24 protein-coding genes are annotated in these 26119 nt (G+C 71.1%); 8 read left to right on the top strand and 16 right to left on the bottom strand.

Going from position 1 to position 26119, the window contains the following annotated elements:
- Positions 1 to 45 precede the first annotated feature (45 nt).
- The 4 genes from ACPWUT_RS10310 to ACPWUT_RS10295 all read right to left on the bottom strand — a co-directional run bounded on the left by ACPWUT_RS10310 (position 46) and on the right by ACPWUT_RS10295 (position 3565).
- Complete coding sequence (locus ACPWUT_RS10310) at positions 46 to 333, bottom strand: WXG100 family type VII secretion target (RefSeq protein ID WP_425837258.1); 288 nt, start codon at positions 331 to 333, stop codon at positions 46 to 48.
- 113 nt (positions 334 to 446) lie between these two features.
- Positions 447 to 2090 carry a sensor histidine kinase gene (locus ACPWUT_RS10305; RefSeq protein ID WP_425842256.1) on the bottom strand — a complete coding sequence of 548 codons (1644 nt, stop codon included), beginning with the start codon at positions 2088 to 2090 and terminating at the stop codon, positions 447 to 449.
- 163 nt (positions 2091 to 2253) lie between these two features.
- Entirely contained in the window at positions 2254 to 2946 is a 693-nt protein-coding gene (locus ACPWUT_RS10300; protein WP_284527797.1) for a response regulator transcription factor, read from the bottom strand.
- Between the two features lie 58 nt (positions 2947 to 3004).
- Positions 3005 to 3565: a TetR/AcrR family transcriptional regulator gene (locus tag ACPWUT_RS10295; RefSeq protein ID WP_284527796.1), complete on the bottom strand. Its 561-nt coding sequence runs from the start codon at positions 3563 to 3565 to the stop codon at positions 3005 to 3007.
- Positions 3566 to 3617: 52 nt separating this feature from the next.
- On the opposite strand from ACPWUT_RS10295, the gene ACPWUT_RS10290 reads away from it, so the two are divergent.
- Together ACPWUT_RS10290 and ACPWUT_RS10285 are read left to right on the top strand one after the other, a co-directional pair.
- Positions 3618 to 4037, top strand: a complete 420-nt coding sequence (locus ACPWUT_RS10290; protein ID WP_284527795.1) for a hypothetical protein — start codon at positions 3618 to 3620, stop codon at positions 4035 to 4037.
- A gap of 33 nt (positions 4038 to 4070) precedes the next feature.
- Positions 4071 to 5249, top strand: coding sequence for a CPBP family intramembrane glutamic endopeptidase (locus ACPWUT_RS10285; protein WP_425837252.1), 1179 nt, complete (start codon positions 4071 to 4073; stop codon positions 5247 to 5249).
- Here the strand turns inward: ACPWUT_RS10285 and ACPWUT_RS10280 are convergent.
- The 4 genes from ACPWUT_RS10280 to ACPWUT_RS10265 all read right to left on the bottom strand — a co-directional run bounded on the left by ACPWUT_RS10280 (position 5210) and on the right by ACPWUT_RS10265 (position 10602).
- Positions 5210 to 6853 (bottom strand): DNA repair helicase XPB, encoded by a 1644-nt coding sequence (locus tag ACPWUT_RS10280; protein ID WP_284527793.1) that lies wholly within the window; start codon positions 6851 to 6853, stop codon positions 5210 to 5212. The genes ACPWUT_RS10285 and ACPWUT_RS10280 overlap by 40 nt on opposite strands.
- Positions 6854 to 7400: 547 nt before the next feature.
- The gene (locus tag ACPWUT_RS10275) at positions 7401 to 8408 is read right to left on the bottom strand and encodes a hypothetical protein (protein ID WP_425837249.1); all 1008 of its coding nucleotides are present in this window, start codon (positions 8406 to 8408) and stop codon (positions 7401 to 7403) included.
- Positions 8409 to 8624: 216 nt separating this feature from the next.
- Positions 8625 to 10334 carry a helicase-associated domain-containing protein gene (locus ACPWUT_RS10270; protein ID WP_425837246.1) on the bottom strand — a complete coding sequence of 570 codons (1710 nt, stop codon included), beginning with the start codon at positions 10332 to 10334 and terminating at the stop codon, positions 8625 to 8627.
- A 1-nt stretch (position 10335) separates the two neighbouring features.
- A complete protein-coding gene (locus ACPWUT_RS10265) occupies positions 10336 to 10602 on the bottom strand; it encodes a multidrug ABC transporter ATPase (protein ID WP_284527790.1) in 267 nt (88 codons plus the stop codon).
- 120 nt (positions 10603 to 10722) lie between these two features.
- Here ACPWUT_RS10265 and ACPWUT_RS10260 point away from each other — a divergent pair, with 120 nt between their 5' ends.
- Together ACPWUT_RS10260 and ACPWUT_RS10255 are read left to right on the top strand one after the other, a co-directional pair.
- Positions 10723 to 11106, top strand: a complete 384-nt coding sequence (locus tag ACPWUT_RS10260) for a cold-shock protein (protein WP_284527789.1) — start codon at positions 10723 to 10725, stop codon at positions 11104 to 11106.
- Positions 11090 to 11635, top strand: a complete 546-nt coding sequence (locus tag ACPWUT_RS10255; RefSeq protein ID WP_425837241.1) for a DUF3027 domain-containing protein — start codon at positions 11090 to 11092, stop codon at positions 11633 to 11635. The genes ACPWUT_RS10260 and ACPWUT_RS10255 overlap by 17 nt, the downstream gene beginning before the upstream one ends.
- Positions 11636 to 11998: 363 nt before the next feature.
- Here ACPWUT_RS10255 and ACPWUT_RS10250 read toward each other — a convergent pair whose 3' ends face one another.
- The 6 genes from ACPWUT_RS10250 to ACPWUT_RS10225 all read right to left on the bottom strand — a co-directional run bounded on the left by ACPWUT_RS10250 (position 11999) and on the right by ACPWUT_RS10225 (position 19736).
- Positions 11999 to 14251 (bottom strand): glycoside hydrolase family 3 N-terminal domain-containing protein, encoded by a 2253-nt coding sequence (locus tag ACPWUT_RS10250; protein WP_425837238.1) that lies wholly within the window; start codon positions 14249 to 14251, stop codon positions 11999 to 12001.
- Positions 14248 to 15261, bottom strand: a complete 1014-nt coding sequence (locus ACPWUT_RS10245; protein ID WP_284527786.1) for an ABC transporter permease — start codon at positions 15259 to 15261, stop codon at positions 14248 to 14250. Before ACPWUT_RS10245 ends, ACPWUT_RS10250 begins: the two co-directional genes overlap by 4 nt.
- Before the next feature lie 2 nt (positions 15262 to 15263).
- On the bottom strand, positions 15264 to 16355 hold the full coding sequence (locus tag ACPWUT_RS10240; protein ID WP_284527785.1) for an ABC transporter permease: 1092 nt from the start codon (positions 16353 to 16355) through the stop codon (positions 15264 to 15266).
- On the bottom strand, positions 16352 to 17176 hold the full coding sequence (locus tag ACPWUT_RS10235; protein ID WP_284527784.1) for an ABC transporter ATP-binding protein: 825 nt from the start codon (positions 17174 to 17176) through the stop codon (positions 16352 to 16354). Before ACPWUT_RS10235 ends, ACPWUT_RS10240 begins: the two co-directional genes overlap by 4 nt.
- Positions 17173 to 17997 (bottom strand): ABC transporter ATP-binding protein, encoded by an 825-nt coding sequence (locus tag ACPWUT_RS10230; protein ID WP_284527783.1) that lies wholly within the window; start codon positions 17995 to 17997, stop codon positions 17173 to 17175. The genes ACPWUT_RS10235 and ACPWUT_RS10230 overlap by 4 nt, the downstream gene beginning before the upstream one ends.
- An 80-nt stretch (positions 17998 to 18077) precedes the next feature.
- Positions 18078 to 19736, bottom strand: coding sequence for an ABC transporter substrate-binding protein (locus ACPWUT_RS10225; protein ID WP_425837232.1), 1659 nt, complete (start codon positions 19734 to 19736; stop codon positions 18078 to 18080).
- A gap of 182 nt (positions 19737 to 19918) precedes the next feature.
- Between ACPWUT_RS10225 and ACPWUT_RS10220 the strand changes: the two genes are divergently transcribed.
- On the top strand, positions 19919 to 20554 hold the full coding sequence (locus tag ACPWUT_RS10220; RefSeq protein WP_284527781.1) for a TetR/AcrR family transcriptional regulator: 636 nt from the start codon (positions 19919 to 19921) through the stop codon (positions 20552 to 20554).
- 93 nt (positions 20555 to 20647) lie between these two features.
- Here ACPWUT_RS10220 and ACPWUT_RS10215 read toward each other — a convergent pair whose 3' ends face one another.
- Both ACPWUT_RS10215 and serC read right to left on the bottom strand, forming a co-directional pair.
- Positions 20648 to 21976 (bottom strand): DUF222 domain-containing protein, encoded by a 1329-nt coding sequence (locus ACPWUT_RS10215; protein WP_425837228.1) that lies wholly within the window; start codon positions 21974 to 21976, stop codon positions 20648 to 20650.
- 180 nt (positions 21977 to 22156) lie between these two features.
- Positions 22157 to 23275 (bottom strand): phosphoserine transaminase, encoded by a 1119-nt coding sequence (gene serC / locus ACPWUT_RS10210; RefSeq protein WP_284527779.1) that lies wholly within the window; start codon positions 23273 to 23275, stop codon positions 22157 to 22159.
- A gap of 100 nt (positions 23276 to 23375) precedes the next feature.
- Between serC and ACPWUT_RS10205 the strand changes: the two genes are divergently transcribed.
- The 3 genes from ACPWUT_RS10205 (at position 23376) to ACPWUT_RS10195 (ending at position 26047) form a co-directional block, all read left to right on the top strand.
- A complete protein-coding gene (locus ACPWUT_RS10205) occupies positions 23376 to 24083 on the top strand; it encodes a metal-dependent transcriptional regulator (protein WP_284527778.1) in 708 nt (235 codons plus the stop codon).
- A gap of 236 nt (positions 24084 to 24319) precedes the next feature.
- Positions 24320 to 25210, top strand: coding sequence for a M23 family metallopeptidase (locus ACPWUT_RS10200; protein ID WP_284527777.1), 891 nt, complete (start codon positions 24320 to 24322; stop codon positions 25208 to 25210).
- Between the two features lie 339 nt (positions 25211 to 25549).
- Positions 25550 to 26047, top strand: coding sequence for an HNH endonuclease (locus ACPWUT_RS10195; protein ID WP_284527776.1), 498 nt, complete (start codon positions 25550 to 25552; stop codon positions 26045 to 26047).
- The last annotated feature ends 72 nt before the right edge of the window (positions 26048 to 26119 follow it).

The raw sequence follows: 26119 nt of genomic DNA, 5'->3' as shown, positions 1-26119 counted from the left end.
GGGCCCCTCTTCGGAGGGGCCCTTCTTGCTTGCGCGCTGCTGCCGCTAGCGGAACACGCCCACGGCGGCCATCTCGGTCTCCGCGTACTGCAGCGCGACGTGGCCGAGCGCTCCGCTGATGTCTGCCAGCGCCGCTTCCACCTCCCGCTGCGCGGTGCGCCAGCGCTCGATCACCGCCTGGAAGGCCACCGAGGCCGAACCGGTCCACGATCCCTGCAGCTGCGTGAGCTGCACCATCATCGCTGCGGTGTCGGTCTGCAGTCGGTCGCCGGTGGCGCGGACGGCGGAGGTGGCGGACATCACCGCGTCGGAGTCGACGCTGAATACGGCCATGTGAGGCTCCTTCTCTGTGGATGCCGCCACGCTACGCATCCGCGCGGGGGTGCGTGCCCGGCATCCGCGCCGCCGTGCGCCACCGAGCGGATCCCCGCGCTGGGGAGGAGGCGTCAGCTCTCGCGCAGCCGCGGGAGGGGCTGCGTCTCGATGAGCAGGTGATCCTCCACCGGCCGTGCTTTGGCCAGCGGGAACGAGACGCGGAACGTCGCACCGCCGCCGGCGGTCTCGGTCACCTCGATCGACCCGTGCAGGGCCTCGACGATCGACGCGACGATCGACAGGCCGAGCCCCGAACCGCCGGTCTCGCGGGTGCGCGAGGTGTCGGCGCGCCAGAAGCGCTGGAAGATCTTGTCGCGGATCATCTCGGGGATGCCCTCGCCGTGGTCGATGACGGCGATCCAGCCCATGCCCGAGCGCTCGTCCACACCGACGGCGACCTCGATGGGGCTGCCGGCGGGCGTGTAGCGGCGCGCGTTCGCGAGCAGGTTGGCGACCACCTGACGCACCCGGTTCTCGTCGCCGAGCACGATCGGGTCCACGACGTGGCGAGCGGGCGAGGTCGTCGTCTCCGGCGGTGCGGCCGGCGCGTCGGACGACGCCGGCACGGTGCGCTGCGTCTCGGCCCCGCCCTCTGCGGCGGCGCCGCGGGGGCGGCGGCGGAGGATCGAGCGCGTGGCGTCGGCGAGGCTGGCGCCCGAGCGGCGTCCGCGGATGACGGTGTCCTTGCCGCGCACGGGCTCTTCGCGCGGCGGCTCCTCGCGCACCGTCGCGATCACCACGGTCTCGTCGATCATCGTGACGGTCCGGTCGGGCGAGGTCACGCGCGCGTCGAGCACGGCGTCGCGTGCGATCGGGCGCAGGTCGACGTCCAGAATCACGATGTCGCGTCGCTCGTCGAGGCGCGCGAGCGCGAGGAGGTCCTCGACGAGGGCGCCCATGCGCACCGCCTCCTTCTCGATCCGCTCCATCGACTGCGCCGTCTGCTCGTCGCCCGAGATGGCGCCCATGCGGTAGAGCTCGGCGTACCCGCGCACGGTGACCAGGGGCGTGCGCAGCTCGTGGCTGGCGTCGCCAATGAAGCGCCGCATCTGGCGCACCGACGCGTCGCGCTGGGCGAGCGCGTGGTCGATCCGGTCGAGCATCGCGTTGATCGCGGTCTTCAGGCGCCCGACCTCGGTCCCCGGGGTGATGTCGCCCATCCGCTGGCTGAAGTCACCCGCCGCGATCGACATGGCGGTGTCCTCGACCTGCCCGAGGCCGCGGAAGGCCAGCGTGACCGCGCTGCGGGTGGCGAGGGCGCCGGCGAGGATCGTGAGGATCGCCAGGATCGTGTAGATGCCGATGTAGTTGGCGACGGTCTGGTTGACGCTCGACAGCGGGATCGCGACCATCTGCGTGTAGTTGAGCCGTACGCCCTCCAGCGGCGGAAGGAAGTCGACGCTCGCGTGGAACTTCCCGCTCCCGTCGACCGTGGTCAGCTCGAACGGCTCGGTGCCCTTGGTCAGCGTGTCCTCGAGCGTGAACATCTCGGGGAAGTCGGGCTCGGGGCCGTTGTCTCCCGCCGTGGCCTTGAGGGCGCCGTCGGGTCCGTACACGGCCACGAAGTACTGCGTGCCGGGCGTCTCCTTGGCGATGAACATCGGCACGCCGTCGTACACCTCGACATCGAAGACCGTGCTCGCGACGTCGGTCGGCGCCAGCTGGCGGAGGTAGTCGTCGAGCGAGGCGAGCTGGGAGTTGCGGAGGAAGACCATCGTGCCCACGCCCGCCGAGATCAGCCCGATCGCGAGGACGGCGACCGTGACCCCCGTCACCTTGGCGCGCAGGCTCGTGCCGCGCCACCACGCGGTGAGGCGGTCGGTCTTGGTGCTGGTGCCGCTCAGGTCGGACCCCCTCGGACGCGCGATCGCGCGCGGACTACGTGGTCTTGCCGGTCTTGAGCATGTAGCCGAAGCCGCGCTTGGTCTGGATCAGCGGCTCGGACGAGTACGGGTCGATCTTGCGCCGCAGGTACGAGATGTAGCTCTCGACGATGCCGGCGTCGCCGTTGAAGTCGTACTCCCACACGTGGTCGAGGATCTGCGCCTTGCTGAGCACTCGGTTGGGGTTGAGCATGAGGTAGCGCAGGAGCTTGAACTCGGTGGGGGACAGGTCGATCGACACGTCGCCGACGAGGACGTCGTGCGTGTCCTGGTCCATGGTGAGCTCGCCGGCCTTGATGGTCGACTCCTCGTCGGCCTGCATGGTGCGGCGGAGGATCGCCTGGATCCGTGCGACGATCTCGTCGAGGCTGAACGGCTTGGTGACGTAGTCGTCGCCGCCGGCGTTGAGCCCCTCGATCTTGTCCTCGGTCTCGTCCTTCGCGGTGAGGAAGAGGATCGGCGCCGTGTACCCGGCCCCGCGCAGCCGCTTGGTGACGCTGAAGCCGTTCATGTCGGGCAGCATGACGTCGAGGATGATCAGGTCGGGTTCTTCCTCGAGGACCGCCGAGATGGTCTGAGCGCCGTTGGCGACGGCACGGACCTGGAAGCCGGCGAACCGCAGGCTCGTGACGAGCAGGTCCCGGATGTTCGGTTCGTCGTCGACGACGAGAATGCGCGCAGCGTTCATACGCCCATCTTGGCATCCGATCTTGTGCGGATGCGGGAAATGCGGCGGCGGGGGCCGATCAGCCCCTCAGGCACCCGCGCACCGCCCGCTCGACGACCGGGCGCACGGGGGCGCCGGGATCGACGGTGAGGCGGTGCATGACGAGTCCGTTGCCGCAGGCCAGCAGCGTCCGCGCGGCGGCGTCGGGATCGGGCATCCCGAGCTCCTCGGCGCGCTCGCGCATCCAGCGCGCGAACACGCGGCGCTGCGCGTGGAGCGGGGTCTGCACCTCCGGCGCCGCATCGAGGAAGAGCGTCAGGCGCGCCCGCGTGCGCAGCGGATGCTGCTCGGTCTGCCGCTCGATCATCGCCGTCAGCGCCGAGACGAAGCCGTCGGCGTCGAGCGGGGCGTCGCCGCCGCCGGGGGCGCTCACCGTGCCGGACAGATCCGCGAGCTCGGCCTCTGCGATCCAGTCCACGAGTCCCGCGACGAGGGCGGCGCGGGTGCGGAACCAGTTCGACGTGGAGCCGGCGGGAAGGCCGGCTTCGGCGTCGACCCGCGCGTGGGTGAGGGCGCGCATGCCTCCGGTGCCGACGAGCGTCACGGCGGCGTCGAGCGCGCGTCGTCGGGTGTCGGCCATGAATTCACTATAGGTCTAGTGAATGCACTACAGAAGTAGTAACATCCCGGCCATGGTCCACGTCGTCACTGCGCTGTTCGCGATCCAGGCGATCGCCGGGGTCATCCTGCTCGTCGCCTGGTGGCGACACGGGCGACGATCGGCGGCATCGATCGCCGGCCACGTGGTCGCCAACGGATCCGCCGGGGTCGTCTGGGTCGTGTTCGCCGTGACCGGCGCGATCGGCTGGGCATGGCTCGCCGTCGTGCTGCTGACGATCGGCAACACTCTCGGCGACGCCCTGCTCCGGCGGCGCTGGCGCGGGATGTCCGGACGCTCCGAGGGGTTCGGCCGCGACTACGGCGGCGCGATCGGCGCGGTCTTCCGAGGGCGGATGCCGAAGGCGGTCGTCTTCCACGCGCTGTTCGCCGGGGCGGTCTACTTCTCGTGCCTGGGGGTCGCGATCGGCGCCACCGTCGCCGCGGTCCGCTGAGCCCGAACGCGCGAGGGCGGGCATGATGGAATCATGACGCCGCCTCCCGCGCCGACCTCGATGCCGAAGCCCCTCCCCGTCGACGCCATCGTGGGAGGGCTCGCCTTCCACCGGCTCGGGTTCGCACGCCGCCGCCGCGGCTGGTGGACGCCGCTGGTGACGGGGCTCCTCGCCGCCGCGTTCTACCTCGTCCTGACGATCGTGCTCGGAGTCGCCGTCGGTCTGCTGGCCTTCGCCGACGCGTCGATGGCGGAGCGCTTCCTCTCGCTGGCGGGCGGCCCCCAGGTCTTCTTCGACCTCACCGACCCGGTGCTGGTGGCGGTGCTGCTCCTGAGCATCGTCTTCCTGCTGCCCTCCTACGTGCTGGCGTCGCTCATCGTGCAGGGCGGGAAGCTGGGCTTCATCTCGTCGGCGGCGGGGCGCCTGCGCTGGGGCTGGCTGCTGCGGACCACCGGCGCCGCGGTCGTCCTCGCGGTCGTGCTCAGCGGCCTCTCCTTCCTCCTCCCCGGCGGCGCGGAAGGGGTCACCGACGGGTCGGGCGTGGTCGCCCCCGCGGACAACCCGGCGCTGTGGACCACGCTCGTCGTGCTCCTTCTGCTCGTGCCCCTCCAGGCGGCGGCCGAGGAGTACGTGTTCCGCGGCTACCTCATGCAGGCCGTGGGGCGGTGGCTGCGGCATCCGGCGTTCGCGATCCTGCTCCCCGTGCCGCTGTTCGTGCTCGGTCACCTCTACGACCCGGTCGGGCAGGTGGGCGTCGGCGTCTTCGCCATCGCCGCCGGCTGGCTCACGTGGCGCACGGGCGGGCTCGAGGCGGCGATCGCGCTCCACGTCGTCAACAACCTGCTCGCGTTCCTCCTGGCGCTGGCCGGCCTCTCGGACGTGAATGCCCAGTCGCCGGGGTGGATGAGCCTCGTCTTCTCGACGCTGCTCATCGGCGCCTACGTCGCGGTCGTGGAGTGGATGTTCCGGCGCTCGGGCCTCGGCCGCACGGTCATCGTCACGCCGGCCCCCGTTCCCGTCCCGCCGGTCGCCCCCGCGTGGGCCGGGTCTCCCGCACCGGCCGTCCCGGCCTACGAGCCGTCCGCCCAGGGCCCGGCCGGGGATCAGGCGGCCGGGGATCAGGCGGCGGCCGGGGATCAGGCGGCGGCCGGGGATCAGGCGGCGGCCGGGGATCAGGCGGCGGAGAGCCCTTCGGCGTCCAGGATCGTGTAGCTGTACCCCTGCTCGGCCAGGAACCGCTGACGGTTCTGGGCGAAGTCCTGGTCCACCGTGTCGCGGGCGATCAGGGTGTAGAAGCTCGCCGTGTGGCCGCTGGTCTTCGGACGCAGGAGCCGGCCCAGACGCTGAGCCTCTTCCTGACGAGAGCCGAACGAGCCGGACACCTGGATCGCCACCGACGCCTCGGGGAGGTCGATCGAGAAGTTGGCGACCTTCGAGACGACGAGCACCGGGATGCGGCCCTCGCGGAAGCCGCCGTACAGCTCCTCGCGCTCGTCGACCGGGGTGGCGCCGGTGATCTGCGGTGCGTCCAGGGCCTGCGCCAGCACGTCGATCTGGTCGAGGTACTGGCCGATCACCAGGATCTGCTCGCCGCGGTGCTTCTCGACCAAGTCGCGCACCACGCCGATCTTGGCGTGGGCGGTGGCGGCCAGGCGGTAGCGCTCGTCGTCGGCGGCGGCCGCGTACTCGAGGCGATCCGATGCCGGGAGGTCCACCCGCACCTCGTAGCAGATGGCGGGGGAGATGAAGCCCTGGGCCTCGATCTCCTTCCAGGGCGCGTCGAAGCGCTTGGGCCCGATCAGGCTGAACACGTCGCCCTCCCGGCCGTCCTCGCGGACGAGCGTGGCGGTCAGGCCCAGGCGGCGCCGCGCCTGCAGGTCGGCGGTCAGCTTGAACACGGGCGCCGGCAGCAGGTGCACCTCGTCGTACACGATGAGGCCCCAGTCCAGGGCGTCGAGCAGGGCGAGGTGGGCGTACTCGCCCTTCCGCTTGGCGGTGAGGATCTGGTACGTCGCGATGGTGACCGGCTTGACCTCCTTGGCCTGGCCCGAGTACTCGCCGATCTCGTCGGGCGTGAGGCTCGTGCGCTTGAGGAGCTCGTCGCGCCACTGCCGCGCGCTCACCGTGTTGGTCACCAGGATGAGGGTCGTCGTCTTCGTCTCGGCCATGGCGGCCGCTCCGACGAGGGTCTTCCCGGCACCGCACGGGAGGACCACGACGCCCGACCCGCCCTCGCTGAAGATGTCGACGGCCTTGCGCTGGTACGGGCGCAGCGTCCAGCCGTCCTCGTGGAGGTCGATCTCGTGGGGCGTCCCCGGCGTGTAGCCGGCGTGGTCCTCCGCCGGCCAGCCGATCTTCAGCAGCTCCTGCTTGATGTGTCCGCGGGCCCAGGCGTCGATGACGAAGACATGGGGTTCGGGGTGACCGATGAGCAGCGGCTGGATGCGCTTGTTCTTCGACACCTCCGCCAGCACGGCGACGTCGGTGGAGCGGAGGAGGAGCTCGCCGTCCTCGCCCCGCTCGATCACCAGGCGGCCGTAGCGGCCGACCGTCTCGCGGATGTCGATCGACACCGAGGGCGGCACGGGGAAGCGCGACCAGCGCTCGAGGGTGGCGAGCATGTCGTCGGCGCCGTGTCCGGCCGCGCGCGCGTTCCACAGGCCCAGCCGCGTGATCCGGTAGGTGTGGATGTGCTCGGGTGCGCGCTCGAGCTCGGCGAAGATGGCGAGTTCGTGCCGTGCGTCCTCGGCCGCCGGGTGGGCGACTTCCAGGAGCACGGTCCGGTCGCTCTGCACGATGAGGGGGCCGTCAGCCATAACGTGCCAGTCTACCGGCGGATGGCCGCCGGGGGCGCATGCGGCCGCCCGCCGCCCGTCCGTCGGCCGTCGTCGGGTGCGTCCGCCCGGATCGGTGGCAGTCGTCGTCGGGTCCGTGCGGATCGATGGCAGTCGTCGTCGGGTGCGTCCGGATCGGTGGCAGTCGTCGTCGCGTCCCGGCGGCTCGATGGCAGTCGTCGTCGGGTGCGCCCGGATCGATGGCAGTCGTCGTCGGGTGTGTGCGGGTTGGTGGCAGTCGTCGTCGGGTGTGTGCGGGTTGGTGGCAGTCGTCGTCGGGTGCGTCCGCCCGGGTCGGTGGCAGTCGTCGTCGGGTGTGTGCGGGTCGGTGGCAGTCGTCGTCGCGTCCCGGCCGTCGAAGCGGCAACGACTGCCATCCCTCCAGCGCGTGGCGGCGACGACTGTCAACCTTCCAGCGCGTGGCGGCGACGACTGCCATCCCTCCAGCGCGTGGCGGCGACGACTGCCATCCGTATCGCGGTCATCCGGCTGGGCACGGAGCGGCGCGGAGGGGAGGTGGCGGGACCGATCAGCCGATCCAGCCGCGGCGGCGCAGGGCATCGCCGAGCAGGATCGTCGCGCGACCGGAGCGGATGTGCGCGGCGGTGAGCCGCACCGGCTCCCACCCCGCCGCGACGTACGCCGCGTGCTTCTCGATGTCTCGCGACCACTGCGCGCGGTCGGTGCGGTGGTGATCGCCCTCGATCTCGACCGCCACGCGGTAGCCGTGATGGGCGGCGTCCGCGATGCCGAGCAGGGCGCCGCGCGCGTCCCTGATCTCGACGTCGAGGGCGAACTCCGGCATGCCCTCGGCGTCGGCCGCGAGACGCCAGTTCGTCTCGAGGGGCGACGCGCTCCCCACCCGGATCTGCGCGAGGGCCGCGTACAGCGCAGGCCTGCCGCGGCGGCGCGGGACGTCGGCGGCGGCGCGGAGCTGTTCCATGGTCGCGAGTCGATGATCCGGGAGCAGGCGGCCGCGCTCGTCGCGCGGGATGCGGACGAGCGCATCGCCGAGTCGTGTGAGACCGGTTGCATCGAGCTCGCCGGCCAGGAGGGCCCAGGTCGATGCGGGGCTCGTGACGGGGAACCCGCCGACGCTGCGGAGGGTGGCGAGGGCAGGGCGGACCTGGACGCCGCGCACGCCGCGCGCCCGGGGTGCTCGCTGCGGTGCGAAGACGCCGACGTCGAGCGCTGCGCCGCCGGAGAGGAGCAGGTCGCCGCTCAGCTGCTCGCCCGGCAGACGCTCGAGGGGAAGCGCGTAGAGCGCGAGTGCCGTCCGCCCGACGAAGAAGGCGTCGGGATGTCTGACGACGTCGTACGCCTCGGCGCGCCGCCGGACGGCGTGCCCGATCCGTGAGGCGCGATCGGTGTCGTCCGGTTCTCGGCCGACCTCGGCGACGCGCACACGGACCCCGCGATGGGGCGCGGCGAGGTCGCCGGCGCGCAGCCGGCGCGGTGAGGCTCCGCGGGCGCGGGCCTCGCCGTAGTGGAACGTGCGGCCGAGCTCCGGTGGCAGCGGGGCGGGCGGCGACGGCATCTGCTTACCCTGACGTCCTCGCGCCCGCGATGGCCCGCTCTCACTCCACATGGTGGACAGCCGCCCGGCAGGAGCCGCTGGGGGAGGAGGCTCCGCGCCGGATCGATGGCAGTCGTCGTCGGGTCCCGGCCGTCGAGGCGGCAACGACTGCCATCCGACTGCCCCGAGGCGGCGACGACTGCCATCCGACCGTGCGGGTGCGGGCGGGCGCGCCGGTTACGCCGGGCGCACGCTGGCGATGCTCGAGACGGGGAGGGTGCGCTCGACGTCGGCGACGCGGTCGCGGCCGCGCAGGCGCCCGCCGCCGAGCCCGGTGGCCTCCATCGTGATCTCGCGCTCACTGCCGTCGGGCATCCGGACGACGATCACGAGCACCGTGTGGGCGCGTACCGCCTGCTCGAGCTCGCGCCCGAGCCACGCCGAGTCGGCGTCGGACGCGTGGGCCGCGCGCAGGCGGGCGCGCAGCGGCGCCGAGGCGTCGGCCGGCGCGGCGGGCTCCTCGCGGGGCGCGAGCCGCAGGCGGTCGAGCGCGCGCACCTCGCCGTCCGCGTCGACGGCGGTCACCGGGTAGCGGGCGTCGGCGAGCATCCAGAAGGCGGTGTCGGGTCCGCTGCGGGTGAGGAGGGCGCCGTCCTCGGGATGCAGACCCAGCGGGCGCAGCGCCTGATCGACGGCGATCGACTGCAGCAGCGCGGGATCGTCCGCCGTCACCCGTGTGCGCCCGGACCAGTCGGGACCGACGCGCACGCTCCCGTGCCGCCGGGCGCTGCGCTCGATCTCGTACTCCAGCGGCTGCGGCAGACCCGTGAGCGAGAGGTCGCGGAGGAAGCTGCGCAGCGATTCGGCGCTCTCTCCGGCGGTCAGCGCGGCGGTGAGGGTGTCGGCGGTGAACCGGTAGGTGGACGCCTGCGCGCGGGACTCGCGGTGGGCCATCGTGCGCAGCCGCCGGTCGAGCTGCGGATCGAGCGGGCCGGGCGAGATGGCGGTGAGGTCGTTCTGGAGGAAGACGCGATCGACTTCGGCCGGCAGCAGCGCCTGCAGGGCCGCCTCGTCGGCGTCCTCGCCGCGGGCGAGACCTGTCGCCCACTCGGGGCTGGCGCCGTCGCCGCCGATCATCGCCCATCGCCACAGGAGGCGGCGGAGATGATCGGCCCGGGCCGGCCACGACGGGTCGAACGGGTACGCGGCCCGCCACTGGTCGAGCGCGATCCAGCCGCCGTCGGCCGGGCGCAGCGCTGCGGGGAGCGCGTCGCGCAGGCGTCGGGCGACGTCGTGCCACCGCGTGACGGTGCGGTCTCCCAGCCACTGGTCGCCCAGCGGCGTCACGAGCCACTGGCGGTCGACGTCGGTGACGAGTCCGGCGGCGGCGGCGATCGCGATGAGATCGTCGGCGACCTCGGGGGCGTCGATCGCGCCCTCCTCGATCAGTCGGCGGCGCTCGGCGGCGCCCAGGGCACCCGACCCGATGCGCGACAGCGGAGCGGCGATCGCGGACTGCAGCACGTCGGCGAGCGAGGTGGATGCGGCGAAGGCCCGCTCGGCGGCGTGGGCCGCGTCCTCTGCGGGACCGGGCGACGGCGGCTCCGCGCGGGTGGTGGGCACCGAGCCCCACGCGGCGGTGACCGCGGCATACGGGATGCCGTCCGGCGTGACGAACGCGTGGGCGACCAGCAGGTCGCGTTCGGATCCGGCGGGCACGGCGGTCCCCTGCGAGACCGCGCTCTCGAGCGCATCGGCCGCTCGACGGGGGAGAACGGCTGCTCCGCGCACGATCGATGCGGTGTCCAGCAGCGCGTCGGCGGCGTCGAAGTAGTCCGACCAGCCGGCGGTCGGCGCGACCCGCCGGGCGGACAGGAGCTCTCGCAGCGCGGCGTCGTCGAGCGTGGCGAGGTGGGTCGCCAGGGTCCGCGCGTCGGGAGCAGCCACGTCAGCGCCCCTTGCCGGCACGAGCCCTTCGGACGAACGTCATGATGAGCACCGCCAGCAGCAGGGCGAAGGCGAGGATCGGCGCGATGTAGACGACGACGCCCACCGTGGGCCAGACCCCGCCGCTGAAGTCGGCTTTGACGGCCGAGCCGATGATGATCGCGACGAAGCACAGCAGCGACAGCACCAGGAGCCCCAGCGACATGATCGCGAGGATGCGGTCGATGCGACGGACCGGGAGGTCGTCACCGGAGGCAGGTGTAGTCATCGGACTCAGCCTAGCGGCTGACCGCCGTGGCGTAGGCTGGGTACGGGGCCCTGTGGCCCCTCTTCCATCCTGCCCGGAGACGTGCGCGTCCCGGGCCCGGCAGTACCCAGCGAGGTTGAGATGCCCACCGGCAAGGTCAGGTTCTACGACGAGGAGAAGGGGTTCGGCTTCATCACCACCGATGACGGCCAGGACGTCTTCCTGCACGCGACGGCGCTCCCCGCCGGCACGGAGTCCCTCAAGGCCGGCACCCGTGTGGACTTCGGCGTCGCCGACGGCCGCAAGGGCCTTCAGGCGCTGGCCGTGCGCGTGCTGGACGCGCCCGTCAGCCTCTCCAAGCGCAACCGCATGAAGGCCGACGACATGGCCGTCGTCATCGAGGACCTGGTGAAGGTGCTCGACACCATCGGCGGCGACCTCCGCCACGGTCGCTACCCCAGCGGCGCCCACGGCAAGAAGGTCGCGGCGATCCTCCGCAAGGTGGCTGATGACCTCGACGCCTGAGTCGGTCGACGACCGGCTGCTGACCGCCCATGACCTCGCGCGCGCCGCGCTGCTCGAGATCACTCCGGCGGCGACGGTCGGTGAGCCCGCCGGCTACACCCTGGAGGAGGGCGGCGTCGTCTCGCTGCGCTTCTACAACCGCCTCGCGGGCTATCCGAACTGGTTCTGGACGGTGAGCGTGGCCGTCGTCGAGGATGCCGAGCCCACCGTGCTGGAGGTCGAGCTGCTGCCCGGCGAGGGCGCCCTGCTCGCGCCGGACTGGGTGCCGTGGGCGGAGCGTCTTGCCGACTACCAGGCCGCTCAGGCCGCGCTGGCCGAGGCCGAGGGCGGAGATGTCGAGGGGGAGGACGACGACCTCGACGACGACGACGATGAGCTCGACGGCGAGGATGATCTGGACGACCTCGACGCGGCCGACTTCGACGACGACGGCTCGCCGATCCTCCACTCCGGCGACGTCGACGGCGTCGACATCGACGAGCTGGATGACTCCGGCGACGACTCCGAGCCGGACGACGACGAGGACTGACGCTGCGTTTCGTCTCGCTGCGCTCGCTCAACGACCGGTGAGACGCTGCGTTTCGTCTCGCTGCGCTCGCTCAACGACCGGTGAGACGCTGCGTTTCGTCTCGCTGCGCTCGCTCAACGACCGGTGCGACGCTGCGTTTCGTCTCGCTGCGCTCGCTCAACGACCGGTGAGACGATGCGTTTCGTCTCGCTGCGCTCGCTCGACGACCGGTGAGACGCTGCGTTTCGTCTCGCTGCGCTCGCTCGACGACCGGTGAGACGCTGCGTTTCGTCTCGCTGCGCTCGCTCGACGACCGGTGACGTATCCGGTCGTCGAGCGAGGGAGCGGAGCGACCGAGACGAGACGCGGTGCCCGGCCGACGGCTCAGCGGATCTCGAACGCCGCCGGCTGGAGCACCTCGTCGCGCGACGACGGCCCGATGAGCAGCTCGAACGCGCCGGGCTCGACGATGCGGCGACCCGCGGCGTCGACGATCGTGCAGTCCGCGGCGGGAACGGTCACCTCGACGACCGCCGTCTCGCCGGCGGCGAGGTCGACGTGCCGGTACGCCTTGAGCTCCTTGTCGGCCCAGCTCACCGACGTGACCTGGTCGCGCACGTACACCTGCACCACCTCGTGCGCCGCGCGCGCTCCGGTGTTGCGCAGCGTCACACGGGCACGGACGGTGTCGCCGACGTCCACGGCGGGCGTGAGGATCTCCACCTCGCCGTACTCGACCGTCGAGTAGGACAGTCCCTCGCCGAACGCGTGCGCGGGGCTCTGGGTGAGGTCCGCGTAGCGGTCGCCGTGCTGGCCGCGGATCTGGTTGTAGTACGTGGGCTGCTGCCCCGCGTGACGTGCGAACGAGATCGGGAGCCGCCCCTGCGGCTCGATCCGGCCGAGGATGAGTTCGGCGATCGCGCGGCCGCCCTGCATGCCGGGGTTGGCGACCCAGACGAGCGACGCCTCGCGCACGGCCTCGGGCAGGACGAGGGGCTTGGAGGCGAGGAGCACCACGACCAGCGGTGTGCCGGTCGCCGCCAGGGCCTCCAGGAGCGCCCGCTGTCCGCCGACCAGTTCGAGGGTGGCCGTCGAGCGTCCCTCGCCGACCAGCTCGATGCGGTCGCCGACGACCGCGACGACGACGTCGGAGCGCTCCGCGACGGCGACGGCGTCGGCGATCTCGGCGGCGTCCGGCTCGCGCGGCACGACGATCGGCGGCCGCGGCTGGCCGTCGGGGAACACGCCGGTGGGGTCGTCGGAGAGGTCCAGGATGCCGGCGCCCTCGGTGAACTCGACGCTCCAGTCGGCGGGGACGAGGTCGCGCAGGCCGTCGAGCACCGTCGTGATCTGCGCGCGCGGGTGGCCGTCGGGCATCCAGTCGACCTGGCCGGACGAGCCGGCCCAGTCGCCGAGCTGGGTCTGCGCGTCGTCGGCGAGCGGTCCGACGACCGCGATCCGCCGGGGCGCGGCGGCGGGCTCCAGCGGCAGCGTGCCGTCGTTGCGCAGCAGCACGAGCGAGCGGCGGGCGACCTCGAGGTTCAGGTCGGTGTGGGCGCGCTGGGCGATCACCGAGCCGATCCGCGCCGTGTCGGGCAGGCGAGGGTTCTCGAACAGGCCGAAGCGGAACTTGAGGCTGAGGATGCGGGCGACGGCGCGGTCGATGTCGGACTCGTCGAGCATGCCGGAGGCGACCGCGTCGAGCGCGCCCTCGAAGAACTTCGGCGTGGTCATGACCATGTCGTTGCCGGCCTTGACGGCGGCCGCGGCCGCGTGCGCGTAGTCGGGCTGCACCTTCTGCTCCCAGACCATGCGGCCGATGTTGTCCCAGTCGGTGATGAGCGTGCCGGTGTAGCCCCACTCGCCGCGCAGGACGTCGCTGAGGAGCCAGTCGTTGATTGTGATCGGCACGCCGTCGGTGGTCTGGTAGCCCAGCATGAACGTGCGGCAGCCTTCGCGCGCGACGCGCTCGAACGGCGGGAGGAACCACGAGCGGAGCTTGCGGTGCGAGATGTCGGCCTCGCTCGCGTCGCGCCCGCCCTGGGTCTCGGAGTATCCCGCGAAGTGCTTGGCCGTGGCGAGGATCGCGTCCGGGTCGTCCAGTCCGCCGCCCTGATACCCGCGCACCATCGCCGAGGCGAGCTCGCCGATGAGGAAGGGGTCCTCGCCGAAGGTCTCGTTCACCCGGCCCCAGCGCAGGTCGCGTGCGATGCACAGCACCGGCGAGAAGGTCCAGTGGATGCCGGTGGCGGCCACCTCGGCGGCGGTCGCGCGGGCCACCTGCTCGACGAGGTCGGTGTCCCATGTCGCCGCCATGCCGAGCTGGGTGGGGAAGATCGTCGCGCCCTCCCAGAACGAGTGCCCGTGGATGCAGTCCTCGGCCACCAGCAGCGGGATCCGCAGCCGCGTCTGGGCGGTCAGGCGCGCGGCCTGCAGCACCTTCTCGGGGGAGGTGTGGAGGATCGATCCGGCGTGGCGTCCGAGGACCGCCTCGTCGAGGTCCTCGCGGGCGTCCAGCTGGAGCATCTGCCCCACCTTCTCGGGCAGCGTCATGCGGCCGAGGAGGTCGGCGACGCGGTCGTCGACGGGCAGGTTCGGGTCGAGGTAGGGGGAGGTCGACAGGTCGACGGTGGTCATGCGGGAGAGTCCTTGGTGGTCGGGGAGAGCGGCGGAACGGCGGCGGCGGGGCGCACGACGGTGACGGCGTCGTTGACGTCGAGCCCCTTCTTCTTCATCGCGCGGGCGCGCTCACCGGCGGAGCGCAGGCGCGGGTTGACGTATTCGTCGATGCCGAAGTTGATGAGCGAGAGGGCGACGCCGATGGCGGCGATGCACAGGCCCGGGGGCAGGTACCACCACCACTGGTTCTGCCGGAACGCGCCCTGGGCGCTGGCCCAGTTCAGGATCGTCCCCCAGTTGTAGGTGTCGACGGGGATGACGCCGATGTACGAGAGCGTCGTGAGTCCCAGGATCGCGGCAGTCACCGTGCCGACGAAGCTCGCCGCAATGAGGGCCATGAGGTTGGGGAGCATCTCGACCGCGATGATCCGGCGCAGCGGCTCGCCGTTGGCGCGCGCGGCCTGGATGAAGTCGCGGTTGCGCAGCGACATCGTCTGCGCCCGCAGCACCCGCGCACCCCAGGCCCAGCCGATGATGCCGAGCACGCCGGCGATGAGGATGAGGGGCGGATCCTCGAAGGTCGAGGCGACGATGATGATGAGCGGGATCCCGGGGATCACGAGGAAGACGTTCGTCAGCGCCGACAGGGCCTCGCTGCGCCAGCCGGTCAGGTAGCCGGAGATCACGCCCACGACGATCGCGATGATCGTCGCGATGACGGCAGCGAGGAAGCCGACCACCAGCACGCCGCGCGTGCCGTGGATCACCTGGCTCAGCACGTCCTCGCCGATGTGGGTCGTCCCGAGCCAGTGGGCGGCGGAGGGCGGCTGGAAGCGCGCAGTGTTGTCGACCTTGGTGGGAGAGTAGGGCGCGAGCACGTCGGCGAAGATCGCGACCAGCACGAAGAAGCCGAGGATCGACAGGCCCGCGATCGACTTGCGGTTGCGGAACATCGCGAACGCCGCGCCGAACCGGGTGCGCCAGGTCGCCTCGGGGCGCGCGGTCGCGATACGGGCTGTGGTGGTCATGCTCAGGCCTCCGTCTGGCGGGTGCGGGGGTCGAGGAACGCGTACGCGACATCGGCGAGGATGTTGGCGACGAGGACCGACAGGGTGATCACGAGGAAGACGCCCTGCATGAGCGCGAAGTCCTTCGCGTTGGTGGCGTCGAGCAGGAGCTTTCCGACGCCCGGGTAGCTGAAGACCATCTCCATGACGATCGTGCCGCCGACGATGAAGCCGATCGACAGGGCGAAGCTCTGGATCTGGGGCAGCACCGCGTTGCGCGCGGCGTAGCGCCACAGCACCCGCCGGTTCGGCATGCCCTTGGCCTGCGCGACGGTGATGTAGTCCTCGTCGAGGACGGTGAGCATCATGTTGCGCATGCCCAGCATCCATCCGCCGAGCGAGGCGATGATGATCGTGACCGCCGGAAGCGTGCCGTGGTGGATCACCTCGCCGATGAACTCGGCCGACCACTCCGGCTGCACGCCGACGCCGTACGCCTTGCCGATCGGGAACCACTTGAGGTTCACCGAGAAGACGGCGATCGCGAGGAGCCCCAGCCAGAAGTAGGGGATCGTGCTGAGGAAGGTGGTGAGCGGGATGAGCCCGTCGAGCCTGCTGCCGCGGCGCCATCCGACGATCGCGCCGCCGAGGGTGCCGATCACGAACGACATGATCGTGGCGAACCCCACGAGTCCGATCGTCCAGGGGAGCGCCCCCGCGATCACCTCGGTGACGGGGCGCAGGCCGTGCAGCAGCGAGACGCCGAGGTCGCCGCGCAGCAGCAGGCCCCAGTAGTCGATGTACTGCTGGAGCAGGCTCTTGTCGGAGTCGAGTCCGAGCAGTGCCCGCAGCGCCTCCGCGGCCTCGGGGCTCACGTTCCGGTTGCGCGCCAGGTACTGGTCGACGGCGTCGCCCTTCATCAGGCGCGGCAGGAAGAAGTTGATCGTGATCGCGGCCCACAGGGTGAACAGGTAGAACGCGGCGCGTCCGCCGAGGAAGCGCCAGGGGATCCGCGAGTGGCCCTTCTCGGCCACGGTGGCGGTCGTCCCGACCTCGAGCGGGTCGGGGGTGCGCGTCAGCGACTCCGGAGGGAGCTGGGGTTCGACGGCGGTCACAGGGAACCTCCCAGGGTCTCGGTGCGTCCCGACCCGGATGCCGCGGCGAAGTGCTTCTCGGGGTCGGGCGATGCGGCGCGCAGTTCCTGCGTGTACGGGTCCTGCGGGCGGAGGATGACGTCGTCGGCGGGGCCGCGCTCGACGACGCGACCCTGGTTGAGCACCATGATCTCGTCGCTGAAGTGCCGCGCCGTCGCGAGGTCGTGGGTGATGTAGAGGACGCCCAGTCCCTCTTCGCGCTGGAGGTCGGCCAGGAGGTTCAGCACCCCCAGGCGCAGCGAGACGTCGAGCATCGAGACGGGCTCGTCCGCGATGAGCAGCCGCGGCCGCGAGGCGAGGGCGCGCGCGATCGCGACGCGCTGACGCTGACCGCCGGACAGCTCGTGCGGGCGGCGGTCGATGACCGCATCGGCGTCGAGGCGCACGCGCTCGAGCAGGCGGCGCACCTCCGCCTCGGTCTCGGACGCCGGCACGACGTCGTCCAGCCGCAGCGGGCGCTCCACGTGGTAGCGGATGGAGTGGTACGGGTTGAGGGAGGCGAAGGGGTCCTGGAACACCATGCGCAGCTGCTGCCGGTACGAGCGCAGGCCCGCGCCGCGGCGGGGGATCGGCGCACCGTCCAGCCGCACCTCTCCGCTGGAGGGCACCTCCAGCTGGGTGAGGATCTTCGCGATCGTCGACTTGCCGCTTCCGGACTGGCCGACCAGGCCGATCGTCTGGCCCGACTCGAGGGTGAAGCTCACGTCGTCGAGCGCCTTGATCTGGCCGGCGCCGCGGACGGAGTAGATCTTGGACACGTGGTCGAATTCGAGGAGCGTCATCGGACCACCACCCCCCGCTCGCCGGTGAGGCGGGGGAACGAGGAGAGAAGCGTCCTCGTGTACTCGTTCTGCGGGTTCGACCAGATGCGCTCCGCGGTGTCGAGCTCGACGATCTCGCCCTCGCGCATGATCGCGATGCGGTCGCTGATCTCGAGCAGCAGGGGCAGATCGTGGGTGATGAAGATCACCGAGAAGCCGAATTCGCGCCGCAGCTGGGAGATCTGACGGAGGATCTCGCGCTGCACGAGCACGTCGAGCGCGGTGGTCGGCTCGTCCATCACCATCAGCTGGGGCCGCAGGGCGAGGGCCATGGCGATCATGACGCGCTGTCGCATGCCGCCGGACAGCTCGTGCGGGAAGGAGCGGTAGCGCTGCCCGCCGACCTTCACGATCTCGAGGAGCTCGACGACGGCCTCGCGGCGCTGGGACCGCGTCAGCTCGGGACGGTGCACGATGAACACGTCCTCGAGCTGGGAGCCGATGGTGGCGACCGGATTGAGCGCGTTCATCGCGCCCTGGAAGACCATGGAGATCTTGTCCCAGCGGAACGCGAGCATCTGCTCGGCGTCGAGGGCGTTGACGTCGATGTCGTCGCCGGAGGCGTCGTGGAAGACGACGGAGCCGCTCGTGATGACGGCGGGGGCCTTCAGCAGGCGCTGCACGCCGTAGGCCAGCGTCGTCTTGCCGCAGCCGCTCTCGCCGGCGAGGCCGAGGATCTCGCCGCGCTGGAGTTGGAGGGTGACGTTCTTGACCGCGGCGACGGGCGGGTCGACGTCGTAGACGACGGAGAAGTCGCGGACGGTGAGGAGGGGTTCGCTCATCGGAGCGTGCTCGCTTTCGTTCGGGTGCGCGCCCCGGTGGAGCGGACGCGGAGTGCGCATCCGCTCCACCGGGGACGGGCTCACTCGGCCGGGGTCAGCTTCGTCAGCACCTGCACGACGGCGGGCTGGGTCGGGTCGGCCGACGCGTACTGGTCGTCCTCCGAAGGCCATCCGACGTAGTTGCGGGTGTTGAACTCACCCAGCAGCGGGTGCGAGCCGAGCGGGATCGCCGGCACGTTCTCGACGAACGCCTTCTGCATGACGGCGAGGGCGGCCTGACGGTCCTCGTCGGACGACGCGTTGGCGTACGTGTTGAGCGCCTCGGTCACGGCCGGGTCGTCGAAGCGGCCGAAGTTGAACGCGGCCTTGCCGTCCACGATCCACTTGGGGTCCATCGTCGAGGTGTACATGCCGTACGCGTTGCCGGTGTCCTCGAGCCAGTGGATGATCGCGTCGAACGTGCCCTCCTGGCGGGCGGCGTCCCAGCCGCCCCAGTCCGGCTGGTCGACCTTCACGTCGATGCCGAGGCCTTCCTTGAGCTCTTCGGCGATGAGGGCCTGCTCGGTGTTCCAGTCGCTCCACCCGGCCGGGACCGAGATCGAGAACGAGACGGCCTCGCCGTCGGGGTCGATGAGCTTCTCGTCCTTCCAGGTGTAGCCGGCGTCCTCGAGGATCGACTTCGCCTTCTCGACGTCGACCGAGTAGTCCTGGCCCTGGTACTCGGGCAGGATCTCGCTGTCGAGCACCTCACCGAGGCCGGTGACGCTCCAGACCGGCGAGCTTGCGCCTTCGCGGGCGATGTCGACGTAGGCCTGGCGGTCGATCGTCCACGCCAGCGCCTGGCGGAGGGCGACGTCGTTGAACGGCTTCTTCTGGAGGTTCAGGAAGAGCGTGCCGGCGCCGGCGGTCGGCGAGACGAGGAACTGGTTGGCGTCGTCGGCGGACAGGTAGGCGTCCTGGATCTGCGGGATGAACGCCTGCGCCCAGTCCGCCTCGCCGGTGGCCAGCGCGGTGGTGAGGGCGGCGTTGTCGCCGTAGGAGACGTAGTGCAGCTCGGGCACCGCCAGCTCGCCGCCCCAGTACTCGGGGTTCGCGGCGAGGGTGACCGACTCGGTGGTCCACGAGTCGAGCACGTACGGGCCCGTGCCGACGGCCTGGCCCTCGCCCGTGAGCGGGTCGGTGTTGGGGTCGGCGATGTCGGCCCAGATGTGCTCGGGCACGATCTGGAAGTGCAGCACGCGTGCCTGCTGCGTGAACTTCGAGCTGTTGAAGTCGATCGTGACGGTGTCGCCGTCGACGGCCACGCTCTTCAGATCGAGCGCGTTGGTGTCGTTGAGCTTGCCGTCGAGCACCTGGTTGAACGAGAACGCGATGTCCTCGGCGGTGAAGTCCTCGCCGTCGCTCCACTTCACGCCGCTGCGGGCCTTCGCCGTCAGCTGGGTGAAGTCCTCGTTCCAGGTGACCTCCTCGGCCAGCCACGGCGTCGTGCCGAGGTCGCCGGTCGGGTTGACGAGCGCGAGCGACTCGAAGATGACCTTGCCGTAGCCGTACTTCGAGGCGGACGAGTCGCCGAGGTAGGGGTTGTTGGACTCGGTGGTGATCGCGCCGTCGGGCTTGGCGATCGTGAGGGCGGCACCCGATCCTGCCGGATCGGTGGTTTCGCCCGTGCCACCGGCGCAGCCGGTCAGCACCAGGGCCGCGGCGAGGCCGACGGCGGCGAGGGAGGTCTTGAGCCTCATTGCTTCTCCTTCGTGAGTGGATCCCCGGCGCCGGGTGGACTCTCGAACGAGCAACTCGGCACTGAGTGTGATTGCGGGAGTTAACTTACAATCAAGTAAGTAAGTAAGCAACTCATGATGCGGGATCGTTGCGGAATCGACCTGCGTAGACTCTGATCCGGCATCGGAGGGAAGGGCGACACATGGTCGACGGACGACGTCAGCCGCGATCGCGGCCCGAGACGATCGCGCGCCGTCGGGACATCCTCGACGCCGCCGTCGACATCTTCGGCGCGAAGGGCTTCGCGGGCGGCACGCTGCAGGACATCGCCGATCAGGTGGGCATGACCCACGCCGGGATCCTCCACCACTTCGGCTCGAAGGATCAGCTCCTCCTGGAGGTGCTGGAGCATCGCGACCAGACCGATGTCGCCGACATCGAGGGCCAGCACATTCCCGACGGGGTCGAGTTCTTCCGCCACCTCGTGCGCACCGCGTTCCTCAACGCGCGCCGTGCCGGCATCGTGCAGGCCTACGCGGTGCTCTCGGCCGAGTCCGTCACCGACGGTCACCCGGGGCGGGAGTATTTCGAGGGCCGCTACCGGACGCTGCGCGCCGAGGCGACGGCCGCTTTCCGTCTGATCTGCGCGCAGCGCGGCGTCACCGAGCCCGACACGATCGCATATGCCGCTGCCGGCATCCTCGCCGCCATGGACGGTCTGCAGGTGCAGTGGCTCCTCGATCCGACCGACGTCGATCTCGCCCGGGCCTCGGAGTTCGCGATCGAGGCGATCGTCTCCGCGGTGCTCGATCCGCGGCCGTCGCCGCTCGCCGACTAGCCCGCGGTCGCGGTCTCCGAGCCGTTCCCCGGCCCCCGAGCCTGTCGAGGGGCGGTCCCCGAGCCTGTCGAGGGGTCGCCCGACGGCTGACCGTCAGAACGGCGCGCGCTCCGTCACATCGCCGGTTGAAGGGTCGCCGGTCGTGAAGAACAGCGTGCGCGCCGGCCGGTCGGGATAGACGCGGCCGGTGGGGCTCGTCCAGTGGAGGACGCCGTCCGGTGATTGCCGGACCCGCCACGCGGAGTGGTGCTTCAGCGTGTGATGGCGTCGGCACAGGTGGGCGAGATTGCCGAGCTCGGTGGGTCCGTCGTGCGCCCTCGCGATGGTGTGGTCGACGTCGCAGCGGGCGGTGGGCATCCGGCAGCCGGGGAAGCGGCAGTGCTCGTCTCGGACTCGCAGGAACCGTCTCAGCTGATCCGACGGCCGGTACCGGTCGACCGCGACGACGGATCCGGTGATCGGGTGGGTGAGGACCCGGTCCCATCCCGTCGCCGTCCCCGCGAGCCGGAGCGCGGTGGCGGTGTCGATCGGGGAGTGGCCGACGAGCTCCGCGGGTGCGGTGCCGGCGCCCAGGAGCGTGAGCACGGGGACCGTGATTTGCACCTGCGCGACGATCGCCTCGCGCTCGGGGAGCGAGCCGTTCGTGACCTCGGGTGAGGCGTGCCCGGTGAGGAGCAGGTCGGTGAGGACGTCGGTGCGGACCTCGCCCGCCGACCGGCTGTCGATCGGGGTGGGCTCGTCGAGCGGCGATGCCTCGACGGTGCCGCGGGCATCGATGGCCTGGCGGGCGATCTGGTCGAGCCGGTTCTTGATCCCGTGCGCGATCGCCGCCGGCAGCGTCGCGATGAGTTCCGCCATGCCGTCGTCGAGGTCACGCACCCACACCGAGCGGCCTTTCGCAGCGACCGCGTGCCGCTCGTTGAGCGGGACCGGGTGGAGCCTGCTCGCGAGGAGCTTCGCCGCGGGCCGCAATCGCCCGGGCGCCTCCCGGCGAGCGATCGCGAGCGCGGCATCCTCGTACTCCCGCCGGACCTGATCGTCGTCGATCCGGGTTCCGGCGTCCACGACGACCTCCAGATGTGCGCGGGAGATGGACCCGTCGGCCAGAGCGGTGAGCGTCGCCGGGAACCTGGTCACGATCTCGAAAGCGTCGGACAGCTCGCGTTGCACCGATCGGTCGGGGTGACGCAGCGAGGCGCCGATCTGCGCGGCCATCGACCTCATCGGGATGTCTGCATCGCGTGACGACGCCGCGCCATCCGCCTCTGCCTGCGCCCGCGCCATCTCGACCGCTTCCGCGAGCAGCAGGATCTTGCGGGCCTGTGCGGCGGCGATCGTCCGCTCCGCGTCCGCCAGCGCATCCAGCAGCGCGTCGACCCGGGGCGGAGCGACGTCGGGATCGCTCGCGCTGATGCCTGTCATACGGCCGATCCTGCTCGGGGCTTCCGACATCCGAGGAAGGGAAGGCCAGGTCAGAGCCATTTCCTGTGGATAACCACGCCGCGGAGCCGCCTGGGGAGGAGGCCCGGCGGGTTCGGGGACCGTGAGGCCGCCCCCTCGCAAGAGCCCGGGGCGCGGACCTCCGCCAGGCCCGGCCGGCGATCAGCCCCTGAGGCCGTCGATCGTGTACTCGATGCACTTGATCAGCTGGCGCACGTCGTCGGGCTCAATCGACACGAACGTCGCGATGCGCAGCTGATTGCGGCCGAGCTTGCGGTACGGCTCGGTGTCGACCACGCCGTTGCCGCGCAGGCTCGCCGCGACGGCCGCGGCATCCACCGTGTCGTCGAAGTCGATGGTGACGACCACCGGCGAGCGGTCGGCGGGGTCGGCCACGAACGGCGTCGCGTACGGCGCCTGCTCGGCCCACGCGTAGAGCGCACCCGACGACTCGGCGGTGCGGGCGGCGGCCCAGCCCAGGCCGCCGTTGCCGTTGATCCACTCGAGCTGCTTGTCGAGCAGGTGCAGCGTGGCGACCGCCGGCGTGTTGAGCGTCTGGTTGAGCCGCGAGTTGTCGAGGGCGTTCTTGAGGCTCAGGAACTCGGGGATGTAGCGGCCCGAGGCGGCGACCCGCTCGATCCGCTCGATGGCGGCCGGCGAGACCGCCGCGAACCACAGGCCGCCGTCGGAGCCGAGGTTCTTCTGCGGTGCGAAGTAGTAGACGTCGCTCTCGGACACCGAGAAGTTGATGCCGCCGGCGGCGCTCGTGGCATCGATGACGGTGAGGGCGCCCTCGTCGCCGCGGACGCGGGTCACCGGGGCGGCGACGCCGGTCGAGGTCTCGTTGTGCGGCCACGCGTACACGTCCACGCCCGGCACGGCCTCGGCGGCGACGCGCGTCCCCGGCTCGGCCTTGCGCACGTCGGGGGCCTCCAGCCAGGGCGCCGAAGCGGAACCGGCGAACTTCCCGCCGAACTCGCCGAAGACGAGGTTCTGGGCGCGCGACTCGATGAGCCCGAACGCCGCAGCGTCCCAGAAGGCCGTCGAGCCGCCGTTGCCGAGGATGATCTCGTAGCCGTCGGGAAGGCGCAGGAGGTCGGACAGCCCCATCCGCACCTGGCCGACGAGGCTCTTCACCGGCGACTGCCGGTGGGAGGTCCCCATCAGCACCGACCCGGGGCCGGCGAGCGAGGCGAGCTGCTCCGCGCGGATCTTGGACGGGCCGCAGCCGAAGCGTCCGTCGGTGGGCAGGATCTCGCGGGGGAGCGTGACGTGGGCCATGGACCGATTCTATGGTCGGCGGCTGCCGGCGCCCGGCCACCGGCCGTCACAAACGGATAGGCTGGAAGGCCACCCCAGAACCCGCGCGACGAGGCCTTGCATGACCGATCTGATCGACACCACCGAGATGTACCTGCGCACGATCCTCGAGCTCGAGGAGGAGGACATCACGCCTCTGCGTGCCCGCATCTCGGAGCGTCTCGGTCACTCGGGCCCGACGGTCTCCCAGACGGTCGGCCGCATGGAGCGCGACGGTCTCGTGGTCGTCTCCGAGGACCGCTCGCTGGAGCTGACCGACGCCGGCCGGCAGAAGGCCGTCGACGTCATGCGCAAGCACCGTCTCGCGGAGCGGCTGCTCAGCGACGTGATCGGCCTGGACTGGGCCTACGTCCACGAAGAGGCCTGCCGGTGGGAGCACGTCATGAGCGAGCTCGTCGAGCGGCGCCTCATCGAGCTGCTCGGCCACCCCACCGAATCGCCGTACGGCAACCCGATCCCGGGGCTCGACCAGCTCGGCGACGTCCCCGCCCACACCTTCCACGACGGCGTCGTCGGCCTCGTCCGCGCCCTGAACACCGAGGGCGGGCCCATCGCCGGCACCGTCCGCCGGCTCGCGGAGCCGGTGCAGGTCGACCCGGAGCTGCTGGACCAGCTGCGCGCCGCCGGGGTCGTGCCCGGCGCCTCCGGGCAGTTCCGTTTCAGCGAGGGATACGTGCTCGTGCAGATGGACGGACAGGACGACGGACTGGAGCTCCCGGTCGAGGTCGCGTCGCACATCTTCCTCGTCGAGGCACGCCCGCAAGCCTGAGCATCACCGGGGAGGGTCCTGACAGACAGGGTCCTTGCGTGACTTATTCGTTACTTTCCGGTAGCGTGCAAGAGTCCGACGGCGAGAAGCCCGCCACAGGACCTCCACGCGGAAAGCCTCTACGGTCCGTCGTTCGCGTGGATGAAGCCCGTACATCTGTGCCCGACACAGTACGACGAACACTGCCGACGGACGCGTCTCACCCGGCCTGGGTAAGCGGAGGCCGGGAGGAAAGTTTGGCTGAACAGTTCGATTCGTCGAAGGAAGCACCCGACTCCGAGACGACCCCTGCCCAGGCGATCGACGCCGCGCGGAGCGGTCGTTCGCGCCGGATGCTCGCCCGCCGCACCGCGGCGAAGAGCCCGGCCGTGGCCACCCGTCGCGCGCGCCACCGCACCGCGCACCCGGTGCGCAGCTTCCTGACCGTCACCGCCGTGGCCGGAATGGTCGCCACCGTCGCGATCCCCGCCTTCGCCGCCGCTCGCGGTGTGACCGACGAGGCCGTCACGATCCAGCAGGTCGCCGCCGAGAACGCCCAGTCGCTCGTCATCGCCTCCGAGGCTACGCCCGCGGCCCTCAAGCGCGGCGGCTACTCGGCCACCACGCCCGAGGAGATCGAGAAGAAGAAGCAGGAGGAGGCCGCCAAGGCCGCCCTGGCCGCGCGCCTGGCCGCGCAGTCCTCCTCGTACTCCTCGTCGTCGTCGGTGAGCATGGCCGTCCCCGCCACGATCGCCGCAGCAGGCGACGTGGTCCGCCCGCTCACCTCGTTCAACAACTTCGGCACCCCGTACGCCGGCCACAAGGGCACCGACTACATGGTCGGCCGGGGCGCTCCCATCTACGCGATCGCCGACGGCGTCGTCGTCGCCTCGAGCGAGAGCGGCCCGGGCTGGGGCGTGTACGTCAAGATCGCGCACAACATCGGCGGCAAGAGCGTCACCTCGCTCTACGCCCACATGCTCTACGGCAGCCGTCGCGTCTCGGTCGGCCAGACCGTCTCGGCGGGTCAGCTCATCGGGCAGGTCAGCGACACGGGTCGTGCCTTCGGCACGCATCTGCACCTCGAGATCCGGCTCAACGGCGGCTACGTCAACGCCGAGTCGTGGCTGCAGGCCAACGCCAGCTGATCCCCCGCGTCCTCGACGCACCTCCGACACGCGGCGACGATCGCATCACGTTGCGCCTCGCCCTGCGCGCGGTGTATTAGCCTGATCCCGACGCTCGCACGAGCCCAGGGGGAGCAGATGGACGTAGTACCCCGCATTCGATCCATGAATGCCACAGACCGGTATGACTCCGGTCGCTATGTCCTTCGGCATCGTGTGCACGACTGCCGCGACCTCGGTCGTGGATCAAAGGCGCTGTCTTTCGACAGCGCCTTTTTTCGTGCTCGCACCCTCTTCGCCCGGGCGGCGTCGCAACCGAACAACCGCTGAAGCCGTCACGGCAGTTCGAGAGGACACCGAATGCGCACTCTGGTGCTGAACGCAGGATACGAACCCCTGGCCGTCGTCTCGTTCAAGCGAGCCCTCGTGCTCGTGATGAACGACAAGGCCACCGTCGTCGAGCACGTCGACAACGATCCGGTCTGGGGAGCGAGAGGCGCGTACGACCGCCCGGCCGTGATCCTGCTGACCCGCTACGTCCGGGTGCCCGGAGGGCGCCGCGTGCCGGTGACCAGACGGGGGGTCCTGCGCCGGGATGCCCACCGCTGCGCGTACTGCAGCAAGGGCGCCACGACGATCGACCACGTGCTGCCGCGGTCACGCGGAGGCGCGGACTCGTGGGAGAATCTCGTGGCCTGCTGCCTGCGGTGCAACAACATGAAGGGCGACCGCACCCCGCAGGAGATGGGCTGGGAGCTCAAGTGGATCCCGCAGCCGCCTCGGGGGGCGCAGTGGACGGTCCGCGGCACCGAGCGCACCGACCCGGTCTGGGAGCCGTATCTGGCGCTCGCCGCCTGACCAGCGCCGCCGACGGGATGTCGGTGGTCGTCCGTATCTTCGATCTCGACGGATTGAGGAGCTAGAACAAAT

It is taken from the genome of Microbacterium sp. PA5 (assembly GCF_049860775.1).
Lineage (GTDB): Bacteria > Actinomycetota > Actinomycetes > Actinomycetales > Microbacteriaceae > Microbacterium.
Note: the sequence above shows the minus strand (reverse complement) of the source record. Positions and strands in the feature narration are given on the sequence as shown.

What these genes read in the sequence shown, in the direction of transcription:
- ACPWUT_RS10310 (WP_425837258.1), bottom strand. Translation starts at nt 333, where the DNA reads ATGGCCGTATTCAGCGTCGACTCCGACGCGGTGATGTCCGCCACCTCC.
- ACPWUT_RS10305 (WP_425842256.1), bottom strand. Translation starts at nt 2,090, where the DNA reads ATGGTCTTCCTCCGCAACTCCCAGCTCGCCTCGCTCGACGACTACCTC.
- ACPWUT_RS10300 (WP_284527797.1), bottom strand. Translation starts at nt 2,946, where the DNA reads ATGAACGCTGCGCGCATTCTCGTCGTCGACGACGAACCGAACATCCGG.
- ACPWUT_RS10295 (WP_284527796.1), bottom strand. Translation starts at nt 3,565, where the DNA reads ATGGCCGACACCCGACGACGCGCGCTCGACGCCGCCGTGACGCTCGTC.
- ACPWUT_RS10290 (WP_284527795.1), top strand. Translation starts at nt 3,618, where the DNA reads ATGGTCCACGTCGTCACTGCGCTGTTCGCGATCCAGGCGATCGCCGGG.
- ACPWUT_RS10285 (WP_425837252.1), top strand. Translation starts at nt 4,071, where the DNA reads ATGACGCCGCCTCCCGCGCCGACCTCGATGCCGAAGCCCCTCCCCGTC.
- ACPWUT_RS10280 (WP_284527793.1), bottom strand. Translation starts at nt 6,853, where the DNA reads ATGGCTGACGGCCCCCTCATCGTGCAGAGCGACCGGACCGTGCTCCTG.
- ACPWUT_RS10275 (WP_425837249.1), bottom strand. Translation starts at nt 8,408, where the DNA reads ATGCCGTCGCCGCCCGCCCCGCTGCCACCGGAGCTCGGCCGCACGTTC.
- ACPWUT_RS10265 (WP_284527790.1), bottom strand. Translation starts at nt 10,602, where the DNA reads ATGACTACACCTGCCTCCGGTGACGACCTCCCGGTCCGTCGCATCGAC.
- ACPWUT_RS10260 (WP_284527789.1), top strand. Translation starts at nt 10,723, where the DNA reads ATGCCCACCGGCAAGGTCAGGTTCTACGACGAGGAGAAGGGGTTCGGC.
- ACPWUT_RS10255 (WP_425837241.1), top strand. Translation starts at nt 11,090, where the DNA reads ATGACCTCGACGCCTGAGTCGGTCGACGACCGGCTGCTGACCGCCCAT.
- ACPWUT_RS10250 (WP_425837238.1), bottom strand. Translation starts at nt 14,251, where the DNA reads ATGACCACCGTCGACCTGTCGACCTCCCCCTACCTCGACCCGAACCTG.
- ACPWUT_RS10245 (WP_284527786.1), bottom strand. Translation starts at nt 15,261, where the DNA reads ATGACCACCACAGCCCGTATCGCGACCGCGCGCCCCGAGGCGACCTGG.
- ACPWUT_RS10235 (WP_284527784.1), bottom strand. Translation starts at nt 17,176, where the DNA reads ATGACGCTCCTCGAATTCGACCACGTGTCCAAGATCTACTCCGTCCGC.
- ACPWUT_RS10230 (WP_284527783.1), bottom strand. Translation starts at nt 17,997, where the DNA reads ATGAGCGAACCCCTCCTCACCGTCCGCGACTTCTCCGTCGTCTACGAC.
- ACPWUT_RS10225 (WP_425837232.1), bottom strand. Translation starts at nt 19,736, where the DNA reads ATGAGGCTCAAGACCTCCCTCGCCGCCGTCGGCCTCGCCGCGGCCCTG.
- ACPWUT_RS10220 (WP_284527781.1), top strand. Translation starts at nt 19,919, where the DNA reads ATGGTCGACGGACGACGTCAGCCGCGATCGCGGCCCGAGACGATCGCG.
- ACPWUT_RS10215 (WP_425837228.1), bottom strand. Translation starts at nt 21,976, where the DNA reads ATGACAGGCATCAGCGCGAGCGATCCCGACGTCGCTCCGCCCCGGGTC.
- serC (WP_284527779.1), bottom strand. Translation starts at nt 23,275, where the DNA reads ATGGCCCACGTCACGCTCCCCCGCGAGATCCTGCCCACCGACGGACGC.
- ACPWUT_RS10205 (WP_284527778.1), top strand. Translation starts at nt 23,376, where the DNA reads ATGACCGATCTGATCGACACCACCGAGATGTACCTGCGCACGATCCTC.
- ACPWUT_RS10195 (WP_284527776.1), top strand. Translation starts at nt 25,550, where the DNA reads ATGCGCACTCTGGTGCTGAACGCAGGATACGAACCCCTGGCCGTCGTC.